This window comes from Mesorhizobium sp. M6A.T.Cr.TU.017.01.1.1, assembly GCF_004023115.1.
GTDB classification, from domain to species: domain Bacteria; phylum Pseudomonadota; class Alphaproteobacteria; order Rhizobiales; family Rhizobiaceae; genus Mesorhizobium; species Mesorhizobium mediterraneum.
Genome location: NZ_RZTA01000013.1, coordinates 29,116 through 50,622, shown reverse-complemented (window position 1 = coordinate 50,622; position 21,507 = coordinate 29,116). Strand labels below are relative to the sequence as shown.

Annotated in this window: 24 protein-coding genes and 1 pseudogene; 18 read left to right on the top strand and 7 right to left on the bottom strand. The window is 61.1% G+C overall.

The features are described 5' to 3' along the window. Window positions 1-408: 408 nt before the first annotated feature. The 3 genes from EOB36_RS06560 (at window position 409) to EOB36_RS06550 (ending at window position 3,655) form a co-directional block, all read left to right on the top strand. Complete coding sequence (locus EOB36_RS06560) at window positions 409-1,641, top strand: sugar ABC transporter substrate-binding protein (protein ID WP_245467647.1); 1,233 nt, start codon at window positions 409-411, stop codon at window positions 1,639-1,641. A gap of 69 nt (window positions 1,642-1,710) precedes the next feature. Further along, window positions 1,711-2,778 (top strand): sugar ABC transporter permease, encoded by a 1,068-nt coding sequence (locus EOB36_RS06555; protein WP_095486818.1) that lies wholly within the window; start codon window positions 1,711-1,713, stop codon window positions 2,776-2,778. Between the two features lies 1 nt (window position 2,779). Beyond that, window positions 2,780-3,655, top strand: coding sequence for a carbohydrate ABC transporter permease (locus tag EOB36_RS06550; protein ID WP_095486820.1), 876 nt, complete (start codon window positions 2,780-2,782; stop codon window positions 3,653-3,655). Window positions 3,656-3,672: 17 nt separating this feature from the next. Here EOB36_RS06550 and EOB36_RS35700 read toward each other — a convergent pair whose 3' ends face one another. Beyond that, window positions 3,673-3,804, bottom strand: coding sequence for a hypothetical protein (locus EOB36_RS35700; protein ID WP_280953382.1), 132 nt, complete (start codon window positions 3,802-3,804; stop codon window positions 3,673-3,675). Here EOB36_RS35700 and ugpC point away from each other — a divergent pair. The 3 genes from ugpC to EOB36_RS06535 all read left to right on the top strand — a co-directional run bounded on the left by ugpC (window position 3,803) and on the right by EOB36_RS06535 (window position 5,913). Further along, entirely contained in the window at window positions 3,803-4,873 is a 1,071-nt protein-coding gene (ugpC, locus tag EOB36_RS06545) for a sn-glycerol-3-phosphate ABC transporter ATP-binding protein UgpC (RefSeq protein ID WP_095486821.1), read from the top strand. The two genes, EOB36_RS35700 and ugpC, sit on opposite strands and share 2 nt — an antisense overlap. A 130-nt stretch (window positions 4,874-5,003) precedes the next feature. Then, entirely contained in the window at window positions 5,004-5,255 is a 252-nt protein-coding gene (locus tag EOB36_RS06540) for a PepSY domain-containing protein (protein ID WP_095486823.1), read from the top strand. 181 nt (window positions 5,256-5,436) lie between these two features. Further along, a complete protein-coding gene (locus tag EOB36_RS06535; protein WP_095486825.1) occupies window positions 5,437-5,913 on the top strand; it encodes a hypothetical protein in 477 nt (158 codons plus the stop codon). Between the two features lie 23 nt (window positions 5,914-5,936). On the opposite strand, the gene EOB36_RS06530 is transcribed toward EOB36_RS06535, so the two are convergent. Together EOB36_RS06530 and EOB36_RS06525 are read right to left on the bottom strand one after the other, a co-directional pair. Beyond that, window positions 5,937-7,889: a murein L,D-transpeptidase gene (locus EOB36_RS06530; RefSeq protein WP_095486827.1), complete on the bottom strand. Its 1,953-nt coding sequence runs from the start codon at window positions 7,887-7,889 to the stop codon at window positions 5,937-5,939. Between the two features lie 212 nt (window positions 7,890-8,101). After that, on the bottom strand, window positions 8,102-8,848 hold the full coding sequence (locus tag EOB36_RS06525; RefSeq protein ID WP_128242251.1) for a 3-oxoacyl-ACP reductase family protein: 747 nt from the start codon (window positions 8,846-8,848) through the stop codon (window positions 8,102-8,104). Window positions 8,849-8,948: 100 nt separating this feature from the next. On the opposite strand from EOB36_RS06525, the gene EOB36_RS06520 reads away from it, so the two are divergent. Beyond that, complete coding sequence (locus EOB36_RS06520) at window positions 8,949-9,560, top strand: TetR/AcrR family transcriptional regulator (RefSeq protein WP_095486829.1); 612 nt, start codon at window positions 8,949-8,951, stop codon at window positions 9,558-9,560. Between the two features lie 16 nt (window positions 9,561-9,576). Here EOB36_RS06520 and EOB36_RS06515 read toward each other — a convergent pair whose 3' ends face one another. Next, window positions 9,577-10,488: an alpha/beta fold hydrolase gene (locus EOB36_RS06515; protein ID WP_095486831.1), complete on the bottom strand. Its 912-nt coding sequence runs from the start codon at window positions 10,486-10,488 to the stop codon at window positions 9,577-9,579. A 47-nt stretch (window positions 10,489-10,535) separates the two neighbouring features. On the opposite strand from EOB36_RS06515, the gene EOB36_RS06510 reads away from it, so the two are divergent. Next, window positions 10,536-10,988: a MarR family transcriptional regulator gene (locus EOB36_RS06510; RefSeq protein WP_091590958.1), complete on the top strand. Its 453-nt coding sequence runs from the start codon at window positions 10,536-10,538 to the stop codon at window positions 10,986-10,988. Between the two features lie 20 nt (window positions 10,989-11,008). Here the strand turns inward: EOB36_RS06510 and EOB36_RS06505 are convergent, their stop codons facing one another. The 3 genes from EOB36_RS06505 to EOB36_RS06495 form a co-directional block, all read right to left on the bottom strand. Then, the gene (locus EOB36_RS06505; RefSeq protein ID WP_095486833.1) at window positions 11,009-11,620 is read right to left on the bottom strand and encodes a pyridoxamine 5'-phosphate oxidase family protein; all 612 of its coding nucleotides are present in this window, start codon (window positions 11,618-11,620) and stop codon (window positions 11,009-11,011) included. A 421-nt stretch (window positions 11,621-12,041) separates the two neighbouring features. After that, the gene (locus EOB36_RS06500; protein WP_095486837.1) at window positions 12,042-12,680 is read right to left on the bottom strand and encodes a glutathione binding-like protein; all 639 of its coding nucleotides are present in this window, start codon (window positions 12,678-12,680) and stop codon (window positions 12,042-12,044) included. A 183-nt stretch (window positions 12,681-12,863) separates the two neighbouring features. After that, window positions 12,864-13,223 (bottom strand): DUF971 domain-containing protein, encoded by a 360-nt coding sequence (locus tag EOB36_RS06495; protein ID WP_185928347.1) that lies wholly within the window; start codon window positions 13,221-13,223, stop codon window positions 12,864-12,866. A 193-nt stretch (window positions 13,224-13,416) separates the two neighbouring features. Here EOB36_RS06495 and moaA point away from each other — a divergent pair, with 193 nt between their 5' ends. The 10 genes and pseudogenes from moaA to EOB36_RS06445 all read left to right on the top strand — a co-directional run bounded on the left by moaA (window position 13,417) and on the right by EOB36_RS06445 (window position 21,487). Further along, window positions 13,417-14,412 carry a GTP 3',8-cyclase MoaA gene (moaA, locus tag EOB36_RS06490; RefSeq protein ID WP_095486841.1) on the top strand — a complete coding sequence of 332 codons (996 nt, stop codon included), beginning with the start codon at window positions 13,417-13,419 and terminating at the stop codon, window positions 14,410-14,412. Window positions 14,413-14,561: 149 nt separating this feature from the next. Beyond that, a complete protein-coding gene (locus tag EOB36_RS06485) occupies window positions 14,562-15,482 on the top strand; it encodes a DMT family transporter (protein WP_095486843.1) in 921 nt (306 codons plus the stop codon). Between the two features lie 58 nt (window positions 15,483-15,540). Then, window positions 15,541-16,167 carry a molybdenum cofactor guanylyltransferase MobA gene (mobA, locus tag EOB36_RS06480; protein WP_128284531.1) on the top strand — a complete coding sequence of 209 codons (627 nt, stop codon included), beginning with the start codon at window positions 15,541-15,543 and terminating at the stop codon, window positions 16,165-16,167. Then, window positions 16,164-16,673, top strand: a complete 510-nt coding sequence (gene mobB, locus EOB36_RS06475) for a molybdopterin-guanine dinucleotide biosynthesis protein B (RefSeq protein WP_095486847.1) — start codon at window positions 16,164-16,166, stop codon at window positions 16,671-16,673. Before mobA ends, mobB begins: the two co-directional genes overlap by 4 nt. A 203-nt stretch (window positions 16,674-16,876) precedes the next feature. Continuing rightward, the gene (locus EOB36_RS06470) at window positions 16,877-17,659 is read left to right on the top strand and encodes an ABC transporter substrate-binding protein (RefSeq protein WP_095486849.1); all 783 of its coding nucleotides are present in this window, start codon (window positions 16,877-16,879) and stop codon (window positions 17,657-17,659) included. A gap of 117 nt (window positions 17,660-17,776) precedes the next feature. Beyond that, on the top strand, window positions 17,777-18,490 hold the full coding sequence (locus EOB36_RS06465) for an ABC transporter permease (RefSeq protein WP_095486851.1): 714 nt from the start codon (window positions 17,777-17,779) through the stop codon (window positions 18,488-18,490). Further along, window positions 18,487-19,302 carry an ABC transporter permease gene (locus EOB36_RS06460; RefSeq protein WP_095486853.1) on the top strand — a complete coding sequence of 272 codons (816 nt, stop codon included), beginning with the start codon at window positions 18,487-18,489 and terminating at the stop codon, window positions 19,300-19,302. Before EOB36_RS06465 ends, EOB36_RS06460 begins: the two co-directional genes overlap by 4 nt. Before the next feature lie 58 nt (window positions 19,303-19,360). Continuing rightward, window positions 19,361-20,236, top strand: a pseudogene (locus tag EOB36_RS06455) (NAD(P)-dependent oxidoreductase); the annotation flags it as partial. An 8-nt stretch (window positions 20,237-20,244) separates the two neighbouring features. Beyond that, window positions 20,245-20,946, top strand: a complete 702-nt coding sequence (locus tag EOB36_RS06450) for a DNA alkylation repair protein (RefSeq protein ID WP_095486857.1) — start codon at window positions 20,245-20,247, stop codon at window positions 20,944-20,946. After that, window positions 20,909-21,487: a GNAT family N-acetyltransferase gene (locus EOB36_RS06445; RefSeq protein ID WP_095486859.1), complete on the top strand. Its 579-nt coding sequence runs from the start codon at window positions 20,909-20,911 to the stop codon at window positions 21,485-21,487. The genes EOB36_RS06450 and EOB36_RS06445 overlap by 38 nt, the downstream gene beginning before the upstream one ends. Window positions 21,488-21,507 lie beyond the last annotated feature (20 nt).

Sequence of the window (21,507 nt, the reverse complement as noted above, 5' to 3'; positions counted from 1 at the left end):
CCACGACCCGGTTCATGCGATCCGCCGGGCAGTTGGGGACACATCACTAAGCGCTATCCACCTTGGAATCACTCAACCTGCATATTGAACGCGGCCGGGAGAAAGTTGACGGACGACGAAATCGTCCTAGGTGAGCTGCTATCTCAATAGTTGTACCCCGGGAACTGACGAGGGGAAATCGCCGTCAACCTCCTGCTCCGACTAGGTGAAACTGCGCAATTGCAAATGCGTCCGGCTTCCGCGAACATTGCTGGACCCCATCAAGGGCCCGTAGCGGCCGACCCGAAACCAAGACGCTGGCTTCCGGCCCGGTGTCCTGGCGGGCCTCGGGGGTGACCTTGAATTCAGTCAGCGTCCGTCAAAAGGGAGGAATAGCCAATGAACCTGACAAAACACCTCGCCGGTGTGATGATCGCGTCGACTTGTCTGTGTGTGCCCGCGCTGGCGCAGACGAAGTTGACCTTGTGGTATCACGGCGCCGGCAACGAGGTGGAGTCGCGAACCCTCAACCAGATCATCTCAGACTTCAACACCAGCCAGTCCGACTGGACGGTGAGTATCGAGAGCTTCCCAGAGAAGAGCTATAACGATTCCGTCGCGGCGGCGGCGCTGGCGGGCAACCTGCCCGACATCCTGGATGTGGATGGGCCCATCATGCCCAATTGGGCCTGGGCCGGCTATCTGCAGCCGCTGCCGATCGACGAGAGCGAATTCGCCGACTTCCTGCCCGGCACCAAAGGTGTGTGGAACGGTAAGCTTTATTCGGTCGGTCTGTGGGACGCGGCGGTGGCGCTTTTTGCACGCCAATCGACACTGGACGAGTTGGGCCTGCGTACCCCGACCGTCGACAAGCCCTGGTCGAGTGAGGAATTCATGGCCGCGCTCGATGCCGCCAAGGCCTCCGGCAAGTATGAATTTGCCCTCGATCTCGGCATGAACGACCAAGCCGAGTGGTATTCCTATGCCTTCTCGCCGTTCCTGCAGAGCTTCGGCGGGGACATCGTCGACCGTTCGACCTACCGGACCGCGGAAGGCGCGCTGAACGGCGAGGCTGCACAGGCCTTTGGCAAGTGGTGGCAATCGCTGTTCACCGGAGGCTATGCGCCTGGCACCAGTGAGGACCCCGCCGATCAGCAGACCGGCTTCATCGACGGCAAGTTCGCCTTCCAGTGGAACGGCAATTGGCGCGCGGTGGCGACGATGAAAGCCGTGGATGACGTTGTCTTCCTTCCAGCCCCCGACTTCGGCGCGGGCAACAAGATCGGCGCGGGCTCATGGCAGTTCGGCATCTCGGCCAAGTCCAAGCATCCGGAAGGTGCTGCCGCGTTCATCAAGTTCGCCGCGCAGGACAAATATCTGGCCGCCTTCTCCGACGGCATCGGCCTGATCCCGCCCACGCCCTCGGCGGCACAGATGACAAAGAACTACAAGGACGGCGGCCCGCTCGCGATGTTCTTCGACCTCTCTAAAGCACAAGCTCTGGTGCGCCCGGTGACCCCGGGCTACGTGGTCCAGGCCAAGGTCTTCACCAAGGCACTGGCCGACATTGCCAATGGTGCCGATGTGGCCGACACGCTTGATGCGGCGGTCGACGAGATCGACGCCGACATCGAAAGCAACGGCGGCTACGGCCATCGGTAGTTCTGTCGCGCCGGGGTCCTCGCCGGCCGCGGACTCCACGCTTTCTGGGTTCCTGGGCGGATATCGCAAATGGCGTCGAAACTAACCCTGTCGAACCGGACGGGCTGGACATTCGCCCTGCCGGGCTTCGCACTCATCTTCACATTCATCGTCCTGCCGTTTTTCTTCGCGATCGGTCTCTCATTGACAAATCAGCGACTGCTGTCACCGAACCCCACCCAGTTCGTCGGGTTGGAAAACTATCGTCAGCTCCTGGGCTTTGCGGTGGTGACCCTCGAGCCAGAGCGCGACGAGGCTGGCGAAGTGGTCCGAGACGAGGCCGGCGAAATCCAGTACCCCCGCCTGCGTGCGATCACCCGTAGCGACGACTATCCCCAATATCGCGGCATGCGTGAGTGGTTTCGCTGGCAGTCCGGCGAGAACGTCATGGTCGTCATCGCCAGAGACGTTGTGTTCATGAAGGCGCTGGTAAACACCTTCCTGTTCGTTCTGGTCGTGGCGCCGGTGCAGGGCGGCCTCGCGCTTATGCTTGCTTTGCTCATCAACCAGAAGCTCAGGGGCATCAGCATATTCAGGACCATTTACTTCATGCCGGTGGTGGTCTCCATCGTCGTGGTCTCGCTTCTCTGGCGGTTCATCTATGACGGCCAGAACGGGCTGTTGAACAGCATTCTCCAGGGCCTCAGCTTCGGTCTTTTCCAGCCCGTCGACTGGCTGGGCGATCCCTCGACTGCGCTGCCCGCGATCATGGCCATGTCGATCTGGCAGGCCGTCGGCTTCCATATGGTCATCTGGCTGGCCGGGTTGCAGACGATCAGCCCCACGCTCTACGAGGCCGCCGCCATCGAAGGGGCTTCGAAATGGCAGACCTTCCGCTATGTCACCTGGCCGGGCCTGCGCAACACCGCCGTGCTCGTCCTTGTCGTGATCACCATGCAGGGCTTCGCGCTCTTCGCCCAGATCGACGTGATGACCAACGGCGGCCCGCGAGACAGCACCCAAACTCTAGTCTTCCAGGCGGTCGAGCGCGGTTATGGCAAGCAGGACATCTCGGGCGGCTCGACCATCTCGGTCATCCTGTTCGCGATCGTGCTCGCGATCTCACTCATCCAGCGCTGGCTGACTCGGGAGCGTTAAGATGGCTTTTGATCCCGACAATTACGGCCTGAGGCTCTTCGTCCGCTATCTGGTGCTGTGCCTGATCGCGCTGATCTTTATCTTTCCGCTCGTGTTCATGATCAACTCGAGCTTCAAGCCCGACAATCAGCTCCTCGCGGACACCTCCAGCCTGCGTGCCTTCCTGCCCGTCGGGGACATCAGCCTCGACAACTATTTCGGAGCGTTCCGGCGGGCGCCGGTCGCCCTGTTCGTCCTGAACTCGGTTCTGGTCACCGGGGCGACCGTCCTTCTCTCGTTGCTGATCTGTTCGCTGGCCGCATTCTCCTTCGCTTTCCTGCGGTGGAAGGGGCGCGACGTGGTGCTCTCGATCGTCATCGCCACGCTGATCATCCCTTTCGAAACCATCGCTATCCCGCTCCTGCTCCTGGTCTCGAAACTGCCCTGGATCGGGCTCGAGGGGCTGCAATGGGGCTGGCTGAACACCTACCGGGTGCAGATCATCCCCTGGATCGCCGACGGGCTGACGATCTTCCTGTTCGTGCAATATTTCAAAGGGCTGCCGGGCGAGCTGATTGAGGCGGGCCGGGTGGAGGGCGCGAGCTGGTGGCAGGTCTACTATCGCATTGTCATGCCGCTTTCAGGACCGGTTCTGGCGACTGCCGCCATCCTGAAGTTCCTCGTCATGTACAACCAATATCTCTGGCCGCTCATCGTGGTGCAGCAGGAAAACTATCGCCCGATCATGGTCGGTCTCGGCTACTTCTTTCAACTCAACGTCGCCTGGGGCGAGGTCATGGCCTATCTCACCCTTATCACCGTCCCGGTGCTGATTTTCTATCTCTTCCTGCAGCGCGCCTTCATCGCATCGATCGCCTCTACCGGCGTGAAGGGCTGAATACATGGTTGTCGCGCTTAAAGACAGCGGGTCTGGGACAGCGTGCCCATGACGGCAAGCGCTGACACGGCTATTTCCTCAAGGACGAAAAAACGACCGGTGACCCCGAATTGCGACACATGAACCAGGAAACGGGAGCCATCGCTCATGGCTGAGGTCTCGCTCAAGGGCATCAAGAAATCCTATGGCCGCGTCGACGTCATCAAAGGCGTCGATATCCACATCAACGATGGCGAGTTCGTCGTCTTTGTCGGACCGTCCGGCTGTGGGAAGTCCACCTTGCTGCGCATGATCGCCGGGCTCGAGGAGATGACCGAAGGCATCCTCGAGATCGGAGGCCGGGTGGTCAACGAGCTCCAACCCAAGGAACGCGGTGTTGCGATGGTATTCCAGAGCTATGCCATCTTTCCGCACATGACCGTGCGCGAGAATATTGCGTTCGGTCTTACGATCGCGGGCGCTTCCAAGCAGGAAAAGGAACAGAAGGTCGCCGAGGCCGCACGCATCCTGCAAATGGAACATTTGCTCGACCGCCGCCCAAGTCAGCTTTCGGGCGGCCAGCGCCAGCGAGTCGCTATCGGGCGCGCGATCACGCGCAAACCGGCCGTATTCCTGTTTGACGAGCCGCTCTCCAACCTCGACGCCGCGCTGCGCATGGACATGCGCATGGAAATCGGCCGGCTGCGCAGGCAACTCGGCACAACGATGATCTATGTCACCCACGACCAGGTCGAGGCGATGACGCTGGCCGACAGGATCGTCGTCCTGAAGGACGGTCAAGTCATGCAGATCGGAGCGCCGATGGAGCTTTATCACGAGCCGGCCAACAGGTTTGTCGCCGGTTTTCTGGGAGCCCCGTCGATGAATTTCCTGACAGTCGACGTCCTCGACCTCGATGGCGAAGCGGCAACAGTGGGCAACCGAGCCCTGGAGCCGATCAGGGTGGCGACCAGAAGACGCCCCTTCCGGAAAGACGGTAAGGCCATCCTGGGCATCCGTCCGCAGCACCTCCGGGCGGTGCAATCTGGAAAAGGCATGCTGCATGGCGTCGTGGCACATGCCGAGCGGTTGGGCAGCGAGACGGTTGTGGACCTGACGCTTCGCGACGATCGCGAGCTCATTGCGGCCTTCAATGAAGACAAGATCTTTCAACCGGGTGACGCTCTGGAACTCGCGTTCGACACGGCCTTGGCCCATCTCTTCCCCGAGGAGGGATGAGCGCTGCAGACGCCGTAACGTGAGCAACAACAACGCGATGCATCGGCGCGATTCGCGAGTGTGCATCCAGAACCCCGGAACAAACTTGCATGGCCGCGAGTTTCTACTCGTCGAAGTGTGAGGGAAAGCCATGTCCAGATTTGTTTTGGCGGCCGCCGTGCTGCTTGTCGGCGGATCGGCATTTGCCGCGGACGAAAGCCCGCTGCCGCCCCAGAATGCCAGGAAACTGTCGGAAATAATCGCCAAGGTCGAGCAGCGCGACGACTTTCGTTACGTCGACGAGGTCGCCTGGGACAGCGGCGCCTACACCGTTACTTATTACACGACCGACAAGGCGAAAGTCGAAATCACCTATGATCCCGTGACCGCCGAGCCGAAATAGATCGCCGCACTTTCCTCCATGCAAATACGTGCGCAGCTTGGTGGCATCCCTCGGAGACTGGCAGCGCCGTCGCGTCACCAAGAGCGGGGGCGAGTTCCTGCACGCTTTTCGGTGTCCCCTTGCGCCGATGCGCCTTTGATGGCTGACTGCAGCGTTATCATTGAGCCGCACGGGGGTGGGCATGGCGACGGTAAAGCATGTGGCGAAACGCGTCCTGATGATGCTCGCCGGCTATTTCGTTGCGGTGCTGGTCGGGCTGATCGCTGTGGCCACGATCTATGGTGCATTGAGTTCGCTGCCCAATGCGCCGGGGTACTTCGATTTCATGGGGGTCAGCCCGATCGCGGCGCTGGTCGTGCCGCCGCTCGGCATGTTCATCTATTTCCTGACGATCGTGCTGACGGGCCTGCAGACGCTGATCTTCGCGCTGATCGCCGAATTGTTTTCGCTGCGCAATTTCCTGTTGCATATGGTCTTCGGCGCCGCGGCAGCGGCTGCCGGCTTCGCCTTGATCTGGCCCAGCGCGCCGGAGGATATCAGCCCCGAGCGCTGGGCCGATATCGGCATCATCGCCGCCGCCGGTCTTGTCGCCGGTCTGGTCTACTGGCTGATCGCCGGGCGCGAAGCCGGCTTCCGACGCCCGCTCTCCCAACGTTAGGACGGATCGACCAAGGCTTAGTCTCAGCTTGCCGGCGAGCGCACCGCTTCCGTGCTGTCCAGCGCCTGCTGCAGCCGCGTGTCGCGGTCGTAGACGTCATGGAAGTATTCGACATTGCCGGACATATCAGGCCAGGCGGTGAAATAGGCGACATAGACCGGGATCGTGCGCGCCACCTTTTCGGTCGAATGTCCGTGCTTCAGCTTCTCCGCGATATAGTCGACCGAGGTGCCAAGCACGGCAGCCGCCATGCCACGCGGATCCTGCAGACGAACGCAGCCATGGCTGAGTGCGCGCATGTCACGCTGGAAAAACGACTTTTGCGGCGTGTCGTGCATGTAGATTGCGTGCTTGTTGGGGAACAGGATCTTCAGCTCGCCCAGCGCGTTGGCCTCGCTCGGCAGCTGGCGCACGCCATAAGGTATCTTCGCGCCATAAGCGCCCCAGTTGACCGAGGAGGAGGGAATGCGCTTGCCGCGCGCATTGACCACTTCGTAGCCGGCGCGGTCGAGATAGCCGGGATCCCGGCGTAACCGGGGCAGCATCTCGTTGACGAGGATCGACTGCGGCACGCCCCAATAAGGATGGAAGTCGACCTGCTCGACCTGATCGTAGAAGAAGGATGTCTGATTGGTGGTCTTGCCGATGACGGCGCGGGTCTTCAGCTTCTCCTCGCCATTTTCGATGTAGCTCGCCGTGAAGGCCGGCTGGTTGATGAAGACGCGCGGACTGCCGAGATCGGATGGCAACCATCGCAACTCTTCCAGCGCGACCTTTACCTTCTGGATCTTGTCGACCTTGGACGTTCCAGCCAGCGCCGCCACGGTGCGCGGCCCGATGACGCCGTCGCCCTTCATGCCGGCCTTCTTCTGCACCGCCTTGATAACCGGCACCAGTTCCGGGTCATAGACCTCGCTGGTGGCGAGCCGGGCCAATATCTCGCCATAGGCGCCGCCCATCTCGTCGTCGAGGTTGCGCGCGATCTTCGCCAGAAGCTTCGGCAGTTCGGGGCTGGTCTCGCCTGGCTTCAGCAACAGCTTGGGATCGACGACGATCTCGTCTTCGGCGCTGGCCTGAAGCGATTCCAGTTCGACGCGCAGCGCCTGATATTCCACGTTCTGCGGATGCCGTGATTCGAGATAGGTGCGCGCTTGCTGGGTGCGTGCTAGCGTTTTCAGCACGCCTTCCATGTCGAGCGGCTTGGCCGGAAAATCATAATATCCGGTCATGCGATTGGGGTCGACGCGACCGCTTTGCGCGTCATGAACGTAGCGCAGGACTCGCGCCGACAGTGCCATCTCGAAGCGGACGAGCTCCTTCAGCCGCGCATCGGCATCGCTGGTCGATACGCTGGCCGCGGGCACTTCTACCGTGTAGTCGGCAGGTGTGAGGCCATAGCTCGCCGCCTCGCCAAGCACCCGCACCGCGTCCTGCGCGCGGCTGTTAGCGCTGGCTCCCGTTACCCAGATAAAATCAGGATTGGCCGAGTAATAGGCAACAAGCGCCTTGGCGATGTCTTTTTCAGCATAGAGTTCGTAGTCACCAAGGCCGGCGATCGCTTCGCGGAAGGCGGCGCCAGTAACTGAAGATGGAGTGGCGGAAGACGGCTGGAAGGCGGCATCCTGTGGCATTGCCGGCCCCGGCGTTACCGCCAGCGTCGAGAAGTCGACGCGCACCAGTGGATCGCTTTTGTAGGTGTAATAGGACGGGCTGCTGATTTGGACGGCACCGCCCCCTCCGCCGCTGCGCTTGTTGCCTGCGCTTCGGGAAACGGCCGGCGCCGTTGCGTTTGGCTTAAATCGTGACTTCTGCCTCGACGGCGGCGGGGGAAAATCACCTTGCGGTGTGTGCCGGATGCCGCCGCCGAAAAGCCTCTCGAAAAGCCCCTGGGCGTCTGCCTGCGGCATGCCGAAGGCAAGCATTGCCGCGATCGCCGCAAGCGGCATCACGGTTGCTTTGTTTCCGAGAAATTTCATGGATCACCCGCTCCGGCTGCAACCGGTTCCCGTTCCGCACGCTTGACGGTCTTGCCCACCGTATGACGGGTGTAAGACGCGACTATACCGATTCATACCGATTTCGTTAAGCTTCCATAAATTTTGGGAAGGTCTGTTGCAGAACAGTTTCACGACACCGGGGCAACCGGAGCGGATTGAGTCCCGCTCCGGTTTGGGAACTAGCGCACGGGTCAGGCGTTGGCGCCGCCGTCGATGGTCAATGCGGCGCCTGTCACGAAGCGCCCTTCGGGACCGGCCAGCCAGGCGACCATGCCGGCGATCTCTTCAGCCTTGCCGAAGCGAGGCGTCGCCATCTTCTGCCGCTGGTGCTCGGCGTGCGGGCCACTGGCCGGGTTCATATCGGTATCGGTCGAGCCCGGATGAACGACGTTGGCGGTGATCCCGCGTGAACCGAGGTCGCGCGCCAATGCCTTGGTCAAGCCGACCAATGCCGCCTTGCTGGCCGAGTAGGCGCTGAGGCTGGTGTCGGTGACACGCTCGGCCAGATTGCTGCCGATGGAGATGATCCTGCCGCCCTCGCCCATATGCACTGCCGCCGCCTTAGAGGCCACGAACGGGGCTCTGACATTGACCTCCATGGTTTCATCGAAGTCGGCGAGCGATAATGCATCGATCGGCGCGGCGCGCCAGATGCCGGCGCTGTTGACGAGGATGTCAAGCCGCCCGAAGGCCTTCACTGTTTCACCGACCGCCGCTCGGATTGCGGCAGCGTCGCGATTGTCGGCCTTCAGGGCAACGGCGCGACCGCCGGCCGCCTCGATTTCTCCCACGACCGCACGGGCCTGCTCCTCGCCATTCACGTAAGTAAGCGCGACGCTGGCGCCGTCGGCCGCGAGCCTTCGCGCAATCGCCGCGCCGATGCCGCGGCTGCCGCCGGTGACGAGCGCGGCCTTGCCATTCAAGCCGATGGGAGACATTCGTTTACTCCTTTTCTGTAATGATCGATACATAAATGTCTGCCAGCCTTGCCCGGATGCGTCAACAGATTTATGTATCAATCAACACAGAAAGGATGCCATGACGGAACGAGGCCGCCCCCGCACCTTCGATCGAACCACTGCCCTCCGGCGCGCAATGGAGGTGTTTTGGGCCAAGGGCTATGAGGGCGCATCGATGAGCGACCTGACCGCGGCGATGGGCATCAACTCGCCAAGCCTCTACGCCGCCTTCGGCAGCAAGGAAGCGCTCTTTCTCGAAGCGGTCGAGCTCTACACGCAGGTCGAAGGCACCGATATCTGGTCCGCACTGGAAAAGGCGCCGACGGCGTGCCAGGCGGTCGAGCGTTTTCTGCGCCAGACGGCCAAGGCCTATTCGCAGACCGATCGTCCGCAAGGCTGCCTGATCGCGCTCGGCGCGCTGCACCAGGACTCAAGCCGCGGCGCCATCTGCGATGATCTGCGCCGCCGCCGCGCCGAGAACCGCGCAGCCTTGCTGAGACGGCTGGAACGTGGCGTCGCGGAAGGCGAATTGCCGGCAGACTTCGATTGCCGCGTGGCTGCGACGTTCTATGCGACCGTGCAGCACGGCATGTCGATCCAGGCGCGCGACGGCGCATCGCGCGCCGCCCTTATGGCGACTGTCGCCGGTGCGATGGCAGCGTGGAAGGGGATGGCCGGCACCGACACGTGACAAACGCCGGCGGCATTTAATGCAGCGATACCGGCTCCCGGTGTTCGGCAACGAAGTCGATCGCGCGCTCGACCACGCCCTTGTCGGCGAGAATGCGGCGATGGCCGAGCCCGTCCGCCCAGTAGAGCGTGACGTGGTCGCCGGCGCCCGCATAGAGCCTCGCATGGTCGGCGGACACTTCGCGGTCGTCCGGCGCATGGATGACCAGCGTTGGCACTGGCGTGCGGGCAAGCTGGCGGTCGCCGACGAATTCGTGCAGCGGCCGGCCGGCGATGCGTTCGACCCGGTCCGCCATGGCGGCCTGCGAGCGTGGGCCGACACTGAGCATGCGGCTGAAATCGTTGAAGATCGCCGGCAGCGAGCTCGGGGCCGCGATCAGCACCAGCCGCTCGGCCGCCAGCGGCGGAATGTTCTTGACCGAACCGACGACGGCATTGGCGGCGACGGCGCCGCCGAAGGAATGGCCGACGACCGCCACGAACGGGCCGAACCATTCGCCGGTCAGCCGTGCGGCTTCGACAGCACTGACCAGTGTGAGTCGGCGGCCCTGCGACTGGCCGTGCCCCGGCAGGTCGAGCGAGACAACCTTGTAACCGGCGTCACGATAGCCTTCGATCAGCGTGCGCATATATTCGGTGCGCGAACGCCAGCCATGGATGACGAGCACCGTGCCGACGGCCCGCCTGCCCGGCTCTGGCCTGAATTCATGCGCCATGACGCACCCGTTTTTGGTCTTCAGCCGATGATGGCGCGCCTCGGCCATGAAGCCGGCGGCGCGGTCGACGGCGCGTCGCTCGCCGTCGCTGAGGATCTTGGCGTTCGGCGTGCGGCAGAACAGTTCGAACGCCGCGCGCCCGGTAAGGCGGGGAGCCACATGTTCGGCGGCAGCAAACACGCCCCGGATGACCTTCAATCCAAATGATGCCATAGTGGCGATCCATCCATTCGTTCAAGCATGAACATAATAGTTCAAACATGAACATTAAACAAGAGCTACCCTGGGACAACCCGCGGTTTCGCAACTGGGTCGCGGTGGCGCGCGCTTGCCATGTGCTGGAGCGCACGCTGGCGGTGAAGCTCGCGCCGCTTGACCTCAAGCCGGCGCAACTCGACGTGCTGATGAACCTTTACCGCCATCCCGGCATGTCGCAGCATGATCTCGCCCGCCGGCTGCTGGTCGGCCGTTCCAACATCACCATGCTTTTGCCGCAACTCGAGACACGCGGCCTGCTGCGCCGCGAAGGTGACCAGAAGGACAAGCGGGTGCTGCGGCTTACCTTGACCGAAGCCGGCACGGAACTTCTGATGCAGGCGCTGAAGGTCCATATGGCGCTGATCGAGAAAGCGATGAGCCAGTCGACGCCGGAGCAATGCGATATGATCGGCGAGCAGATGCGCAAGATTGCCGACGTTCTCAAGGAAGCGTGACGGGGCCGGTAGCGATCCGCTCACCACATCGACTTTTTCGCGCGCTCCGGCCACTCTTTGTCGTAGGCCTCGCCGTCGATGCCTTTCCGGCTGGTGATTTCCAGGATTGTTCCAGGTGTCGGCAGCGATTTCGGATCGACATGCCTCGCCGGGTTCCACAGTTCCGACCGGACAATGGCGCGGGCGCACTGGAAATAAACCGAATCGACATCGATGACCGTGACTGAGCGCGCCGGCTTGCCGTCGACGCTGAACGAGGCGCAGAGCGCGGCGTCGGTGGTGATATGGGCGCGGCCGTTGACGCGCAGCGTCGTGCCGGAGCCTGGGACCAGGAACAACAGGCCGACGCGCGGATCGCGAATGATGTTTTTCAGCGAATCGGCACGGTTGTTGCCGCGCCGGTCCGGCATCATCAGGGTTTTCGGATCGTGGATGCGAACAAAGCCGGCGAGATCGCCGCGCGGTGAGCAATCCAGCCCTTCCGGCCCGCTGGTCGCGAGCGCGACAAAGGGCGAGGCTTCGATGAAGGCAGCGTATTCAGGGATCACATGGTCGAGTTCCTTGACCAGCGAGGTCTCGCCGGGCAGGCCATAAAGCGCTTCGAGCTGTTCGACCGTGGTGATGACGGGCATGTTTTCGTCTCCGAGTATCCGCCGCCGCTACTCCATATCCGTGACGTTTTGACGACACGTGCTGCACGTCTTTTCGGTTGTCTGGAAACGGGTGTCGAACCAACGATATAAGGGGCAAGTCGCGTCAACCGTACGATACTGATCACGGAGACCGAAATGGATAAACCACTCGATCGGCGACGCACCGCCATGGAACTTCTTGAAAACATGTTCGAGGTTGAATGCGCTTCCTGCAATCAGGGCCGGCGAGCCTCGACACGCTTGCTAGCGCATTTCATGCCGAGATTGTCGTGCATGAGCCGCAGTCCTTGCCCTATCGAGGCCATAGCGTTGGTTTCCCGATAAACAACGCTACCAGATTAAAGCACGAGCGAGTATTGATCGGTGGCCTTGCCAATCTTTGGATTCGGCAATGCAACAGCTACTCCCAGAGGGATATTCCTTCTTGCGCTATAGCTCGTTGCACAGCCGCACGTTCCTCCAGTCGACGAGTATGAGTGGTCCAAGCTGGATAAGTATTTTGCATATCAATGGCCATACGATTTCCCCACCGATAGAATACGAGCAAATATGGATCAACGATTGAGTAGCACTCTCCTATTGCCCAAACTCGGTCCTTCATCTTGGTATCTATAAGAGCAAATGCGGAGGCCAAATGCTCCTTTCCTCTTTCAACCAACGGCGCGTACATCGTTTCATCCGGTAAGAAAAAGTCGGCGCGCCAGATCATTCGGACGGCGACCGCGTGAACCGCACTGGATAGCCAGTTAAACCATTCGATGGAACGGACGACATTTGCTGCATCCGCTCCCAGGAGTCCCGTGTCTGGGTTCGTCAGGCCCAGGTGCAACAAAATTGCCGGCGCTTCAGTGAGAGTGAAATTCTCGGCAATGAGAACAGGGATTCGCCCTTTCGGATTGAATCGACGGAATTCGTCGGTTTTGGTTTCGGGATGGCCGGGAGACATCAACGCTAGCGAATATGGTCTTCCAATCTCCTCCATGAGGATGTGAGGCGCAAAAGAGCATGAGCCTGGCGCAGCATAAAGTGTGTAATGCATTAGTTCCTCCGAAAACCGTATCTTTCTTGTTTCACTATGCACTGGTTGCGAATGGCATTTGGCTCGACCTGAAAGAGGTTTATGCTTCAAGGATGACCGGTTGATCGAAGGCACGCCGTTTTATCACGACACCAGCGAAATACTGGCGATCCTGCGTTGACCAGGGCGTCGTGCGGGAACCATTCAACGATCGCGGCTTAGCCCCTTGTCTTCCAACTCGGCGAGATAGGCGGCCCAGCGTGCCTCCTTCTCATGGCCCAGCGTATGCAGGTAATTCCAGGTGAAGATGCCGGTATCGTGGAAGTCGTCGAAGGTGATGCGGACGGCATAGTTGCCGACCGGCTCGATCTTCAGGATCGCAACATTGCGCTTGCCGGGAACGGTCACGCGCTGTTCGGGCGAATGGCCCTGCACTTCGGCCGATGGCGAGACAACACGCAGAAACTCCGCCGGCAATTCGAACGGCTGATGGTCAGGGAAGGTCACGGTAAGCAGCTTGCGGTCCTTCGAGACCCTCAGTTCCTTCGGCGCCGTCATGGTGATAGATTCCGCATCATCTGTCCTTTCCCTACGCCGCTTCACGCAACGGGAAAAGGCCGCTTCGAAACTTCCGACGCAATCTGTCGGCGGCGCGATGTTACCAAAGATCGAGACCTCTTATCTTGAATAGCAGGTTGGATCGTATCACATAGCCATATATAACGATGCCGTTCGCAGCCACGGGAAACGCACGAGCATGGACATGATCGATCCTTTTGGTCGCACGATCAGCTACCTGCGCGTGTCGGTCACCGACCGCTGCGATTTCCGCTGCACCTATTGCATGGCCGAAGATATGGCGTTCCTTCCCAAGAAGGATCTGCTGTCGCTGGAAGAGCTCGACCGGCTGTGCACGGTTTTCATCGAGAAGGGTGTGAGGAAACTGCGTCTTACCGGCGGCGAGCCGCTGGTGCGCAAGAACATCATGCATCTCGTCCGCCAGATTGCGCGTCATCTCGAAAGTGGTGCGCTGGAAGAACTGACGCTGACCACCAATGGCTCGCAGCTTTCCCGCTTTGCCGCTGAGCTCGCCGATTGCGGGGTCAAGCGCATCAATGTCTCGCTGGATACGCTGGACCCGGAAAAATTCCGCCAGATCACCCGCTGGGGCAATCTCGACAAGGTCATGGATGGCATCGACGCTGCGCAGGCGGCGGGGCTGAAGGTAAAGCTCAATGCGGTGGCGCTGAAGGATTTCAATGACGCCGAGCTGCCGGAAATGCTGCGCTGGGCGCACGGCCGCGGCATGGAGTTGACGGTCATCGAAACCATGCCGATGGGTGAAATCGATGCCGACCGCACCGACCAGTATCTGCCGCTGTCGCTGCTGCGCGCAGCACTGGAGCGGCAGTTCACGCTGACCGACATTCGTTACAAGACCGGTGGTCCGGCCCGCTACGTCCACGTCGCCGAGACTGGTGGCAAGCTCGGCTTCATCACGCCGATGACGCATAATTTCTGCGAAAGCTGCAACCGCGTCCGGCTGACCTGCACCGGCACGCTCTATATGTGCCTCGGCCAGGAAGATGCCGCCGACCTGCGCGCGCCGTTGCGTGCCTCCGAAGGCAATGAACTGGTCGCCGACGCCATCGATGAAGCCATTGGCCGCAAGCCGAAGGGCCATGATTTCATCATCGACCGCCGCACCAACCGTCCATCGGTGTCGCGGCACATGAGCGTCACCGGCGGCTGATCTTCTCGCTCACACCGCCGAAATAAATCCTGCCGCTCTTGCGAGGAGGATGTAACGGGCCACGGAACGGCTGTGGACTAGCCCTTTGACGTTGCTGTTTTGCAGCCGGCTGCTAGAGGCTTGATGCAGAACCACAACCGGTAACGCCCTTGCCTCTTTCGCCAAACCTGCGCGGCGCGTTGTTCATGATGGTGGCCATGAGTGGCTTCACCCTCAACGACGCGATCAGCAAATTCTCGTCGGAATCCATGAACATGGCGCAGGTCATGCTGATCCGCGGCGCCTTCGCTTCGCTTTTTATAGGCCTGCTTGCCTGGCAACGCGGTGCGCTTGCCCTGCCCGGCTCGATGTTGCAGCCGATGGTTGCGGTGCGTGTCGCCGGCGAAGCCGGTGCTACCGTGTCGTTTCTCATTGCTCTTGCCCATCTGCCAATTGCCAACGTCTCGGCCGTGCTGCAGGCGCTGCCGCTTGCGGTGACGATGGGCGCAGCACTTGTGTTCAATGAAGGCGTCGGCTGGCGGCGCTGGCTGGCCATCGCCATCGGCTTTGCCGGCGTGCTGATCATTGTGCGGCCCGGCCTCGAGGGGTTCAGCATCTATTCCCTGCTGGCGCTGGCCTGCGTCGCCTGTTGCGCGGTGCGTGATCTCGCCACCACGCGAATACCGCAGGCCGTTCCGACATTGCTGGTGTCTACCGCCACAGCACTTGCCATGACAGTGCTGGGCGCGGCACTGCTTTCGCCAATGGGTGGGTGGACACCGATGACGGGAAAAAGCACGGCGCTGCTAGCGCTTGCGGCAGTGCTCGTGGTCATCGGTTACCAGTTCATCATCATGGCGATGCGGGTGGGCGACATCTCGTTCGTCGCGCCGTTCCGCTACACAGCCCTGCTCTGGTCGATCCTGCTTGGCCTGTTCATCTTCGGTGACGTCCCCGACCTGCCGATGATACTCGGCGCCACCGTCATCGTCGGCTCCGGCCTCTACACACTTTACCGCGAACGGATCGTCGGCCGGCGAAAGACAGCCGCCGAAAGCGCTGGACCTGATATGGCGCCGGACGGCATATAGACGAGCCCCGAGGGTCGCTGGACCTGACGATTTGGGGCCGGCGAGAAGACAGCAGACGATGAACCGAGATATTGCAGGGATCATTCTGGCCGGTGGCCAGTCGCGGCGAATGGGTGGTGGCGACAAAAGCTTGCTTGCGCTGGGAGGCCGCCGCGTGCTCGACCATGTCGTCGCGCGCCTTGCCCCGCAAGTCGGACCGCTGGCGCTGAGCGCCAACGGCGATCCGACACGCTTTGCCAAGTTCGGACTGCCGGTGCTTGCCGATACGGTCGAGGGTTACGCGGGACCGCTTGCCGGCATCCTTGCCGGCCTCGAGTGGGCGTCCATGGCTTGCAGTGTGGTCGTCACTGTCGCTGGCGACACGCCGTTCTTTCCCGAGGATGTGGTCGGGCGGCTGGCCGCGGTGGTCAAGGAACGTCCCGGCGCGATCGCTGTCGCCAGTTCGGGTGGCAAGCGGCATCCGACGTTCGCGCTCTGGCCGCTTGGTCTGCACGACGCGTTGCGACGTTTCCTGGTCAATGAAGACAATAGGCGGGTTTTCGCCTTCATCGAGCGGCACGGCTTTGTCGATGTCGAATTTCCGATGTGGAACTCCGGTGGGCACGAGATTGATCCTTTCTTCAACATCAATACGCCCGACGACCTTGCCGAAGCCGAACGTCTGTTGCAGACCATGAGGCGATGATGAGACGCGTCTTCGGCATCACGGGCTGGAAGAATTCCGGCAAGACGACGCTGACCGAAAAGCTGGTCGCCGAACTTGTCCGGCGTGGCTGGAAAGTCTCGACGGTAAAACACGCCCATCATGATTTCGACATCGACAAGCCGGGAGCGGACAGCTTTCGCCATCGGCAGGCCGGAGCCACGGAAGTCGCCATTGTGTCAGACAGGCGCTGGGCCCTGATGCATGAATTGCGCGGCGAGGACGAGCCGACGCTGGACACGATCCTGTCGCGGCTCGGCACCTTCGACATCGTGCTGGTCGAAGGCTACAAGCGTGAGGCGCACAGCAAGATCGAAACACGGCGGCTGGAGGCCAAGGACCGGGCACCGCTTTCGGCAAATGATCCGCATATCGTCGCCATCGCCGCCGACTTCGCCATAGCGGGCGAAAGCCTGCCTGTCTTTGATCTCGACGACACGAAATCGATAGCCGACTTCATCGAGCGCGCGACAGGCATGAAGCGCTGAGGGCATTTGCGAAGGGGCCCTTTTTCGCCGCTATTATGCCTGCCCCAACGTCATCATTGTCCACGAATGCAAATCCCGGAAGCAACGGTTTTTGCAGTTGCTTTTTTTGGGGAAAGAGTGGGAGTATCGCGCCAGCGGGCGGTCAAAAGCACCGCCCACAGAGCCGTTTGGAACGACGGCCGGGACATACAGAGAGGACCATCATGCGTATTGCATTGCGTATAGCGCTCGCCGCATCGGCCGCGCTGCTGACGCTGGGCGTTGCCCAGGCTCAGGAAAAGACTTTGAGGATCGGCACTGAAGGCGCTTACCCTCCGTTCAACAACCTGACCGCCGACGGCCAGCTCGTGGGCTTCGACATCGACATCGCCAAGGCACTCTGCGACGAGATGAAGGTGAAGTGCACATTCGTCGCGCAGGATTGGGACGGCATCATCCCGGCGCTCCAGGCTGGCAAATTCGATGCCATCGTCGCATCGATGTCGATCACCCCGGAGCGTGCCGAGAAGGTCGACTTCACCCACAAATACTACAACACGCCACCGGCAATCGTCGCGCCCAAGGACAGCGACATCAAGGGCGTGACCAAGGAGGACTTGGCCGGCAAGACGATCGGCGTGCAGGGTTCGACTACGCATTTCAACTATTCGACCGCAACCTACACCGACAGCACGATCAAGCCTTACCCCACCGCGCAGGAATACCAGCTCGATCTCGCCAATGGCCGCGTTGATGCGGTCAACGACGATATCACTGTTCTCGAAGGCTGGCTTGCCACGCCTGAGGGCGCCTGCTGCAAGGTGATCGGTGCGATCGCGCCTGACATCAAGATCCATGGTCCGGGCGCCGGCATCGCGGTGCGTAAGGGCGAGACCGAGCTGGTCAACCAATTCAATGCGGCGATCGACGCCATCCGCGCCAACGGAAAGTACAAGGAAATCAACGACAAGTACTTCAAGTACGACGTCTACGGCGGCGAGTCCTGATCCTTATGGATCTGATAGCGAACGGCGGGACATTCCCGCCGTTCGCACAAGGGGCGGCGCACGAGGGGTGACGCCGCGCTGCTCTCAAAGAGCCCATAAAGGAGAACAGGCAGGCGGATGCAAAGCGTTTGGACGCTGCTCAGTTGGGGCCCCGAAGGCTGGCTCGACGACATTGCCTATGGCGTTTTCATCACCGTTTCGCTTGCAGCCGCGACCCTGCCTGTCGGTCTGGTGATCGGCTTTCTGGTCGCACTGGCCAAGCAATCCGACGAGCCGTCGCTGCGGCTGGCCGGCAACATCTACACCACGATCTTTCGCGGATTGCCCGAGCTGCTGACGCTGTTCATCATCTTTTACGGCGCGCAAATCGGCATCCAGCAAGTGATGCGCCTGTATGACCCGACCGCCGCGGTCGAAGTAAACGCTTTTGTTTCCGGCATGATCGCGCTCGGCGTCGTCTTCTCGTCCTACGCCAGCGAGGTCTTCCTCTCCGCATTCCGCGCCATCCCGAAGGGACAGTATGAGGGCGGCTATTCTGTTGGCCTGTCGGGCTGGCAGACGATGCGACTTGTGGTCCTACCTCAGCTTATCCGTATCGCGCTACCGGGCCTTGCCAATCTGTGGCTCATCCTGCTCAAGGACACGGCCCTGGTGTCCGCCATAGGTCTTACCGACATATTGCGGCAAGCGGGCGTCGCCGCCCGCGTCACCAAGCACGCCTTCCTGTTTTTCGGTGTCGCCGCCCTCATCTATCTGCTCCTCGCCATCATATCGTCCTTCGGCATAAACGCGATCGAACGTGCGGTCAGCCGCCAGCAGGTGCAGCGATGAGCGTAGCCGCCATCGACCGACCGCCGGCTCTGCCACGCGGCTGGCCCCGGCAACGCATTCTCGGCTACGCGCTGGTCTGTCTGTGGATCGCTTTTCTCGCCGGGATCGCCGCCTACCTCATTCTCGCCTGGAACGGCGAGCTTTTCGCGAAATACGCGCCCGGCTATGTATCGGGACTTGGCATCACTCTACTGCTTGTCGCCATCTCGATCGTGCTCGGTGCGATCCTGTCGGTGCCGATCGCCTATGCCCGCATGTCGAAGAACCGGGTTCTTTCAGGTCTTGCCTATGCCTATGTCTATTTCTTCCGCGGCACACCGCTGCTGGCCCAGACCTTCCTTATCTATTACGGCGTAGGCTCCTTCAGGCCGCAACTCGAGATGGTCGGCCTCTGGGGTTTTTTCCGCGAGGCGTTCAACTGCGCAATCTTCGCCTTCTCGCTCAACACTGCCGCCTATCAGGCGGAAATCCTGCGCGGCGCGATCCAGAGCGTGCCCAGGGGCCAGTGGGAGGGCGCCGCCTCGCTCGGCCTGCACAAATTGCAGACGATGTGGAAGGTCATACTTCCGCAAGCACTGATCGTGGCGCTGCGGCCCTACGGCAACGAGATCATCCTGATGATCAAGGGCTCGGCGATCGTCGCCATCATCACTGTCTATGATCTGATGGGCATCACGAAGCTCACCTATTCGCGCACTTTCGACTTCCAGTCCTATGTCTGGGCGGCGATCATCTATCTGATCATTGTCGAGATACTGCGCCACGCGGTCGAGTGGATAGAACGGCGCATCACGATACATCTGCACCGCTGACTCCCATAGCTCTGCCTGATCCGCTAAGAAGGTCGGAAAGCAGGCTTCTAAGGGATTCGAAAACATGGCATCGGTGGCATTTCTCGGTCTTGGCGTCATGGGCTATCCAATGGCCGGACATCTCAGGAACAAGGGCGGCCACGACGTCACCGTCTACAACCGCACCAAAGCAAAGGCCGAGCAATGGGTTGCTCAGCATGGCGGCAGTGTTGCCAACACGCCGGCCCAAGCCGCCGACGGCAAGGACTTTGTCTTTTCCTGCGTTGGCAATGACGACGACCTGCGCGCGGTGACGATCGGAGCCGAGGGTGCGTTCCAGACGATGAAGAAGGGAGCCATCTTCATCGACAACACCACGGCGTCGGCTGAAGTCGCGCGCGAACTGGCGGAGAAGGCGCAATTGGGCGGGTTCTCGTTCCTCGATGCACCGGTCTCCGGCGGTCAGGCCGGCGCCGAAAACGGCGTGCTCACCGTCATGGTGGGCGGCGAGCAGAAAGCCTTCGACAAAGCAAAGCCGGTCATCGATGCCTATGCCCGCATGGTTGGGCTGATGGGTCCGGTCGGCTCCGGCCAGCTCACCAAGATGATCAACCAGATTTGCATCGCCGGCCTTGTCCAAGGGCTGGCCGAGGGCATCCATTTCGGCAAGAAGGCCGGGCTCGACATCGAAAAGGTCATCGAGGTGATTTCCAAGGGCGCGGCCGGCTCGTGGCAGATGGAGAACCGGCACAAGACGATGAATGCCGGCAAATACGATTTCGGCTTTGCCGTCGACTGGATGCGCAAGGATCTCGACATCTGCCTGGCGGAGGCCGACCGCAACGGCGCCAAGCTGCCGGTGACGGCACTTATCGATCAGTTCTACAAGGATGTGCAGGGAATGGGTGGCAAGCGCTGGGATACGTCTTCGCTGTTGGCGCGATTGGAAAAATAGGTTTTGTCGTGGCCGAGCTGTCGCCTCAGTCCAGCGCCGAGGAAATTGTCGCCCATCTGCGCTCGATCGGCTCGGAGGAGAATCGCCTTGGCATGCTGCGCTACGGCATCAAGATCGAACGTGCGCTCGGTATCTCGCACGGCGTGCAGCGGCAGATTGCCAAGAAAATCAAGCGCAACCATGAACGTGCGTTCGAGCTGTGGCAGTCGGGCATCATGGAAGCGCAGTTCATCGCTTCCGTCACGGCCGATCCGACGCGGTTTTCTGTCGCGGATGCAAGACGTTGGGCGGCGACTTTCGACTCATGGGATATCGTTGACGGCGTCTCCGATCTCTTTGTCGACACGGATTGCTGGAGGGAACTGATCGTCGAATTCGCGGTCGACGACCGGGAATTCGTTCGACGTACGGCTTTTGCCATGATGGCCTGGTCGGTGGTCCACCGGAAGAACGAACCAGAGGCCACCTTCCTCGACTTCCTGTCGATCATTGAAGCGCAAGCCACCGACGGCCGTAATTTCGTGAAAAAGGCGGTGAACTGGGCGCTTCGTTCGATCGGCAAGCGATCGATGGATCTGCACGGCCCTGCCCTTGCGCTGGCACAAAAGCTGGCTGCCTCGACCGACAAGACGGCACGCTGGATCGGCAAGGACGCTGCAAGGGAGCTTTCCGATGCCAAAACGCTTGAGCGGCTCGCCAGGAAAGGCTGAATGGGGCGAAATCCTCTTTACTGAGGTGACGCGATCAACGCGCACCGATTTCGAGAACCTGTTCGAGCAGCCGGGCGGGCCGAAATATTGCTGGTGCATGGCCTGGCGCGATCTCGAAAACCGCGAGCACGTGGGCAACGATGAGAGGAAACGGGCGATGATGGCGCTCATCGCGGCCGACACGCCGGTCGGCATTGTCGCCCAAGCCGGAGGCAAAACCATAGGCTGGTGCTCGATGGCACCACGCGAAACCTACCGCAAACTGTCGCCGCAGCAGGACGATACCGAAACGGGCATCTGGTCGATCGTCTGTTTCTATGTGCCGAGGGCATTGCGCAGCCGCGGGCTGGCAACCGCACTGCTCGACGCGGCCATCGATCACGCCTTCGCCAAAGGCGCCAGGACGATCGAGGCCTATCCGGTCGACCAGGCATCGCCGAGTTACCGTTTCATGGGCTTTCGAGACATGTTCGTGGCCCGCGGATTCCACGAGATCGGCATGGCCGGCTCGCGCCGGCATGTGATGCGGCTCGAACGTTGACGCTGTTGGCGACGGCAGCT

What these genes read in the sequence shown, in the direction of transcription:
- EOB36_RS06560 (WP_245467647.1), top strand. Translation starts at nt 409, where the DNA reads ATGATCGCGTCGACTTGTCTGTGTGTGCCCGCGCTGGCGCAGACGAAG.
- EOB36_RS06555 (WP_095486818.1), top strand. Translation starts at nt 1,711, where the DNA reads ATGGCGTCGAAACTAACCCTGTCGAACCGGACGGGCTGGACATTCGCC.
- EOB36_RS06550 (WP_095486820.1), top strand. Translation starts at nt 2,780, where the DNA reads ATGGCTTTTGATCCCGACAATTACGGCCTGAGGCTCTTCGTCCGCTAT.
- ugpC (WP_095486821.1), top strand. Translation starts at nt 3,803, where the DNA reads ATGGCTGAGGTCTCGCTCAAGGGCATCAAGAAATCCTATGGCCGCGTC.
- EOB36_RS35700 (WP_280953382.1), bottom strand. Translation starts at nt 3,804, where the DNA reads ATGAGCGATGGCTCCCGTTTCCTGGTTCATGTGTCGCAATTCGGGGTC.
- EOB36_RS06540 (WP_095486823.1), top strand. Translation starts at nt 5,004, where the DNA reads ATGTCCAGATTTGTTTTGGCGGCCGCCGTGCTGCTTGTCGGCGGATCG.
- EOB36_RS06535 (WP_095486825.1), top strand. Translation starts at nt 5,437, where the DNA reads ATGGCGACGGTAAAGCATGTGGCGAAACGCGTCCTGATGATGCTCGCC.
- EOB36_RS06530 (WP_095486827.1), bottom strand. Translation starts at nt 7,889, where the DNA reads ATGAAATTTCTCGGAAACAAAGCAACCGTGATGCCGCTTGCGGCGATC.
- EOB36_RS06525 (WP_128242251.1), bottom strand. Translation starts at nt 8,848, where the DNA reads ATGTCTCCCATCGGCTTGAATGGCAAGGCCGCGCTCGTCACCGGCGGC.
- EOB36_RS06520 (WP_095486829.1), top strand. Translation starts at nt 8,949, where the DNA reads ATGACGGAACGAGGCCGCCCCCGCACCTTCGATCGAACCACTGCCCTC.
- EOB36_RS06515 (WP_095486831.1), bottom strand. Translation starts at nt 10,488, where the DNA reads ATGGCATCATTTGGATTGAAGGTCATCCGGGGCGTGTTTGCTGCCGCC.
- EOB36_RS06510 (WP_091590958.1), top strand. Translation starts at nt 10,536, where the DNA reads ATGAACATTAAACAAGAGCTACCCTGGGACAACCCGCGGTTTCGCAAC.
- EOB36_RS06505 (WP_095486833.1), bottom strand. Translation starts at nt 11,620, where the DNA reads ATGCCCGTCATCACCACGGTCGAACAGCTCGAAGCGCTTTATGGCCTG.
- EOB36_RS06500 (WP_095486837.1), bottom strand. Translation starts at nt 12,680, where the DNA reads ATGCATTACACACTTTATGCTGCGCCAGGCTCATGCTCTTTTGCGCCT.
- moaA (WP_095486841.1), top strand. Translation starts at nt 13,417, where the DNA reads ATGGACATGATCGATCCTTTTGGTCGCACGATCAGCTACCTGCGCGTG.
- mobA (WP_128284531.1), top strand. Translation starts at nt 15,541, where the DNA reads ATGAACCGAGATATTGCAGGGATCATTCTGGCCGGTGGCCAGTCGCGG.
- mobB (WP_095486847.1), top strand. Translation starts at nt 16,164, where the DNA reads ATGATGAGACGCGTCTTCGGCATCACGGGCTGGAAGAATTCCGGCAAG.
- EOB36_RS06470 (WP_095486849.1), top strand. Translation starts at nt 16,877, where the DNA reads ATGCGTATTGCATTGCGTATAGCGCTCGCCGCATCGGCCGCGCTGCTG.
- EOB36_RS06465 (WP_095486851.1), top strand. Translation starts at nt 17,777, where the DNA reads ATGCAAAGCGTTTGGACGCTGCTCAGTTGGGGCCCCGAAGGCTGGCTC.
- EOB36_RS06460 (WP_095486853.1), top strand. Translation starts at nt 18,487, where the DNA reads ATGAGCGTAGCCGCCATCGACCGACCGCCGGCTCTGCCACGCGGCTGG.
- EOB36_RS06445 (WP_095486859.1), top strand. Translation starts at nt 20,909, where the DNA reads ATGCCAAAACGCTTGAGCGGCTCGCCAGGAAAGGCTGAATGGGGCGAA.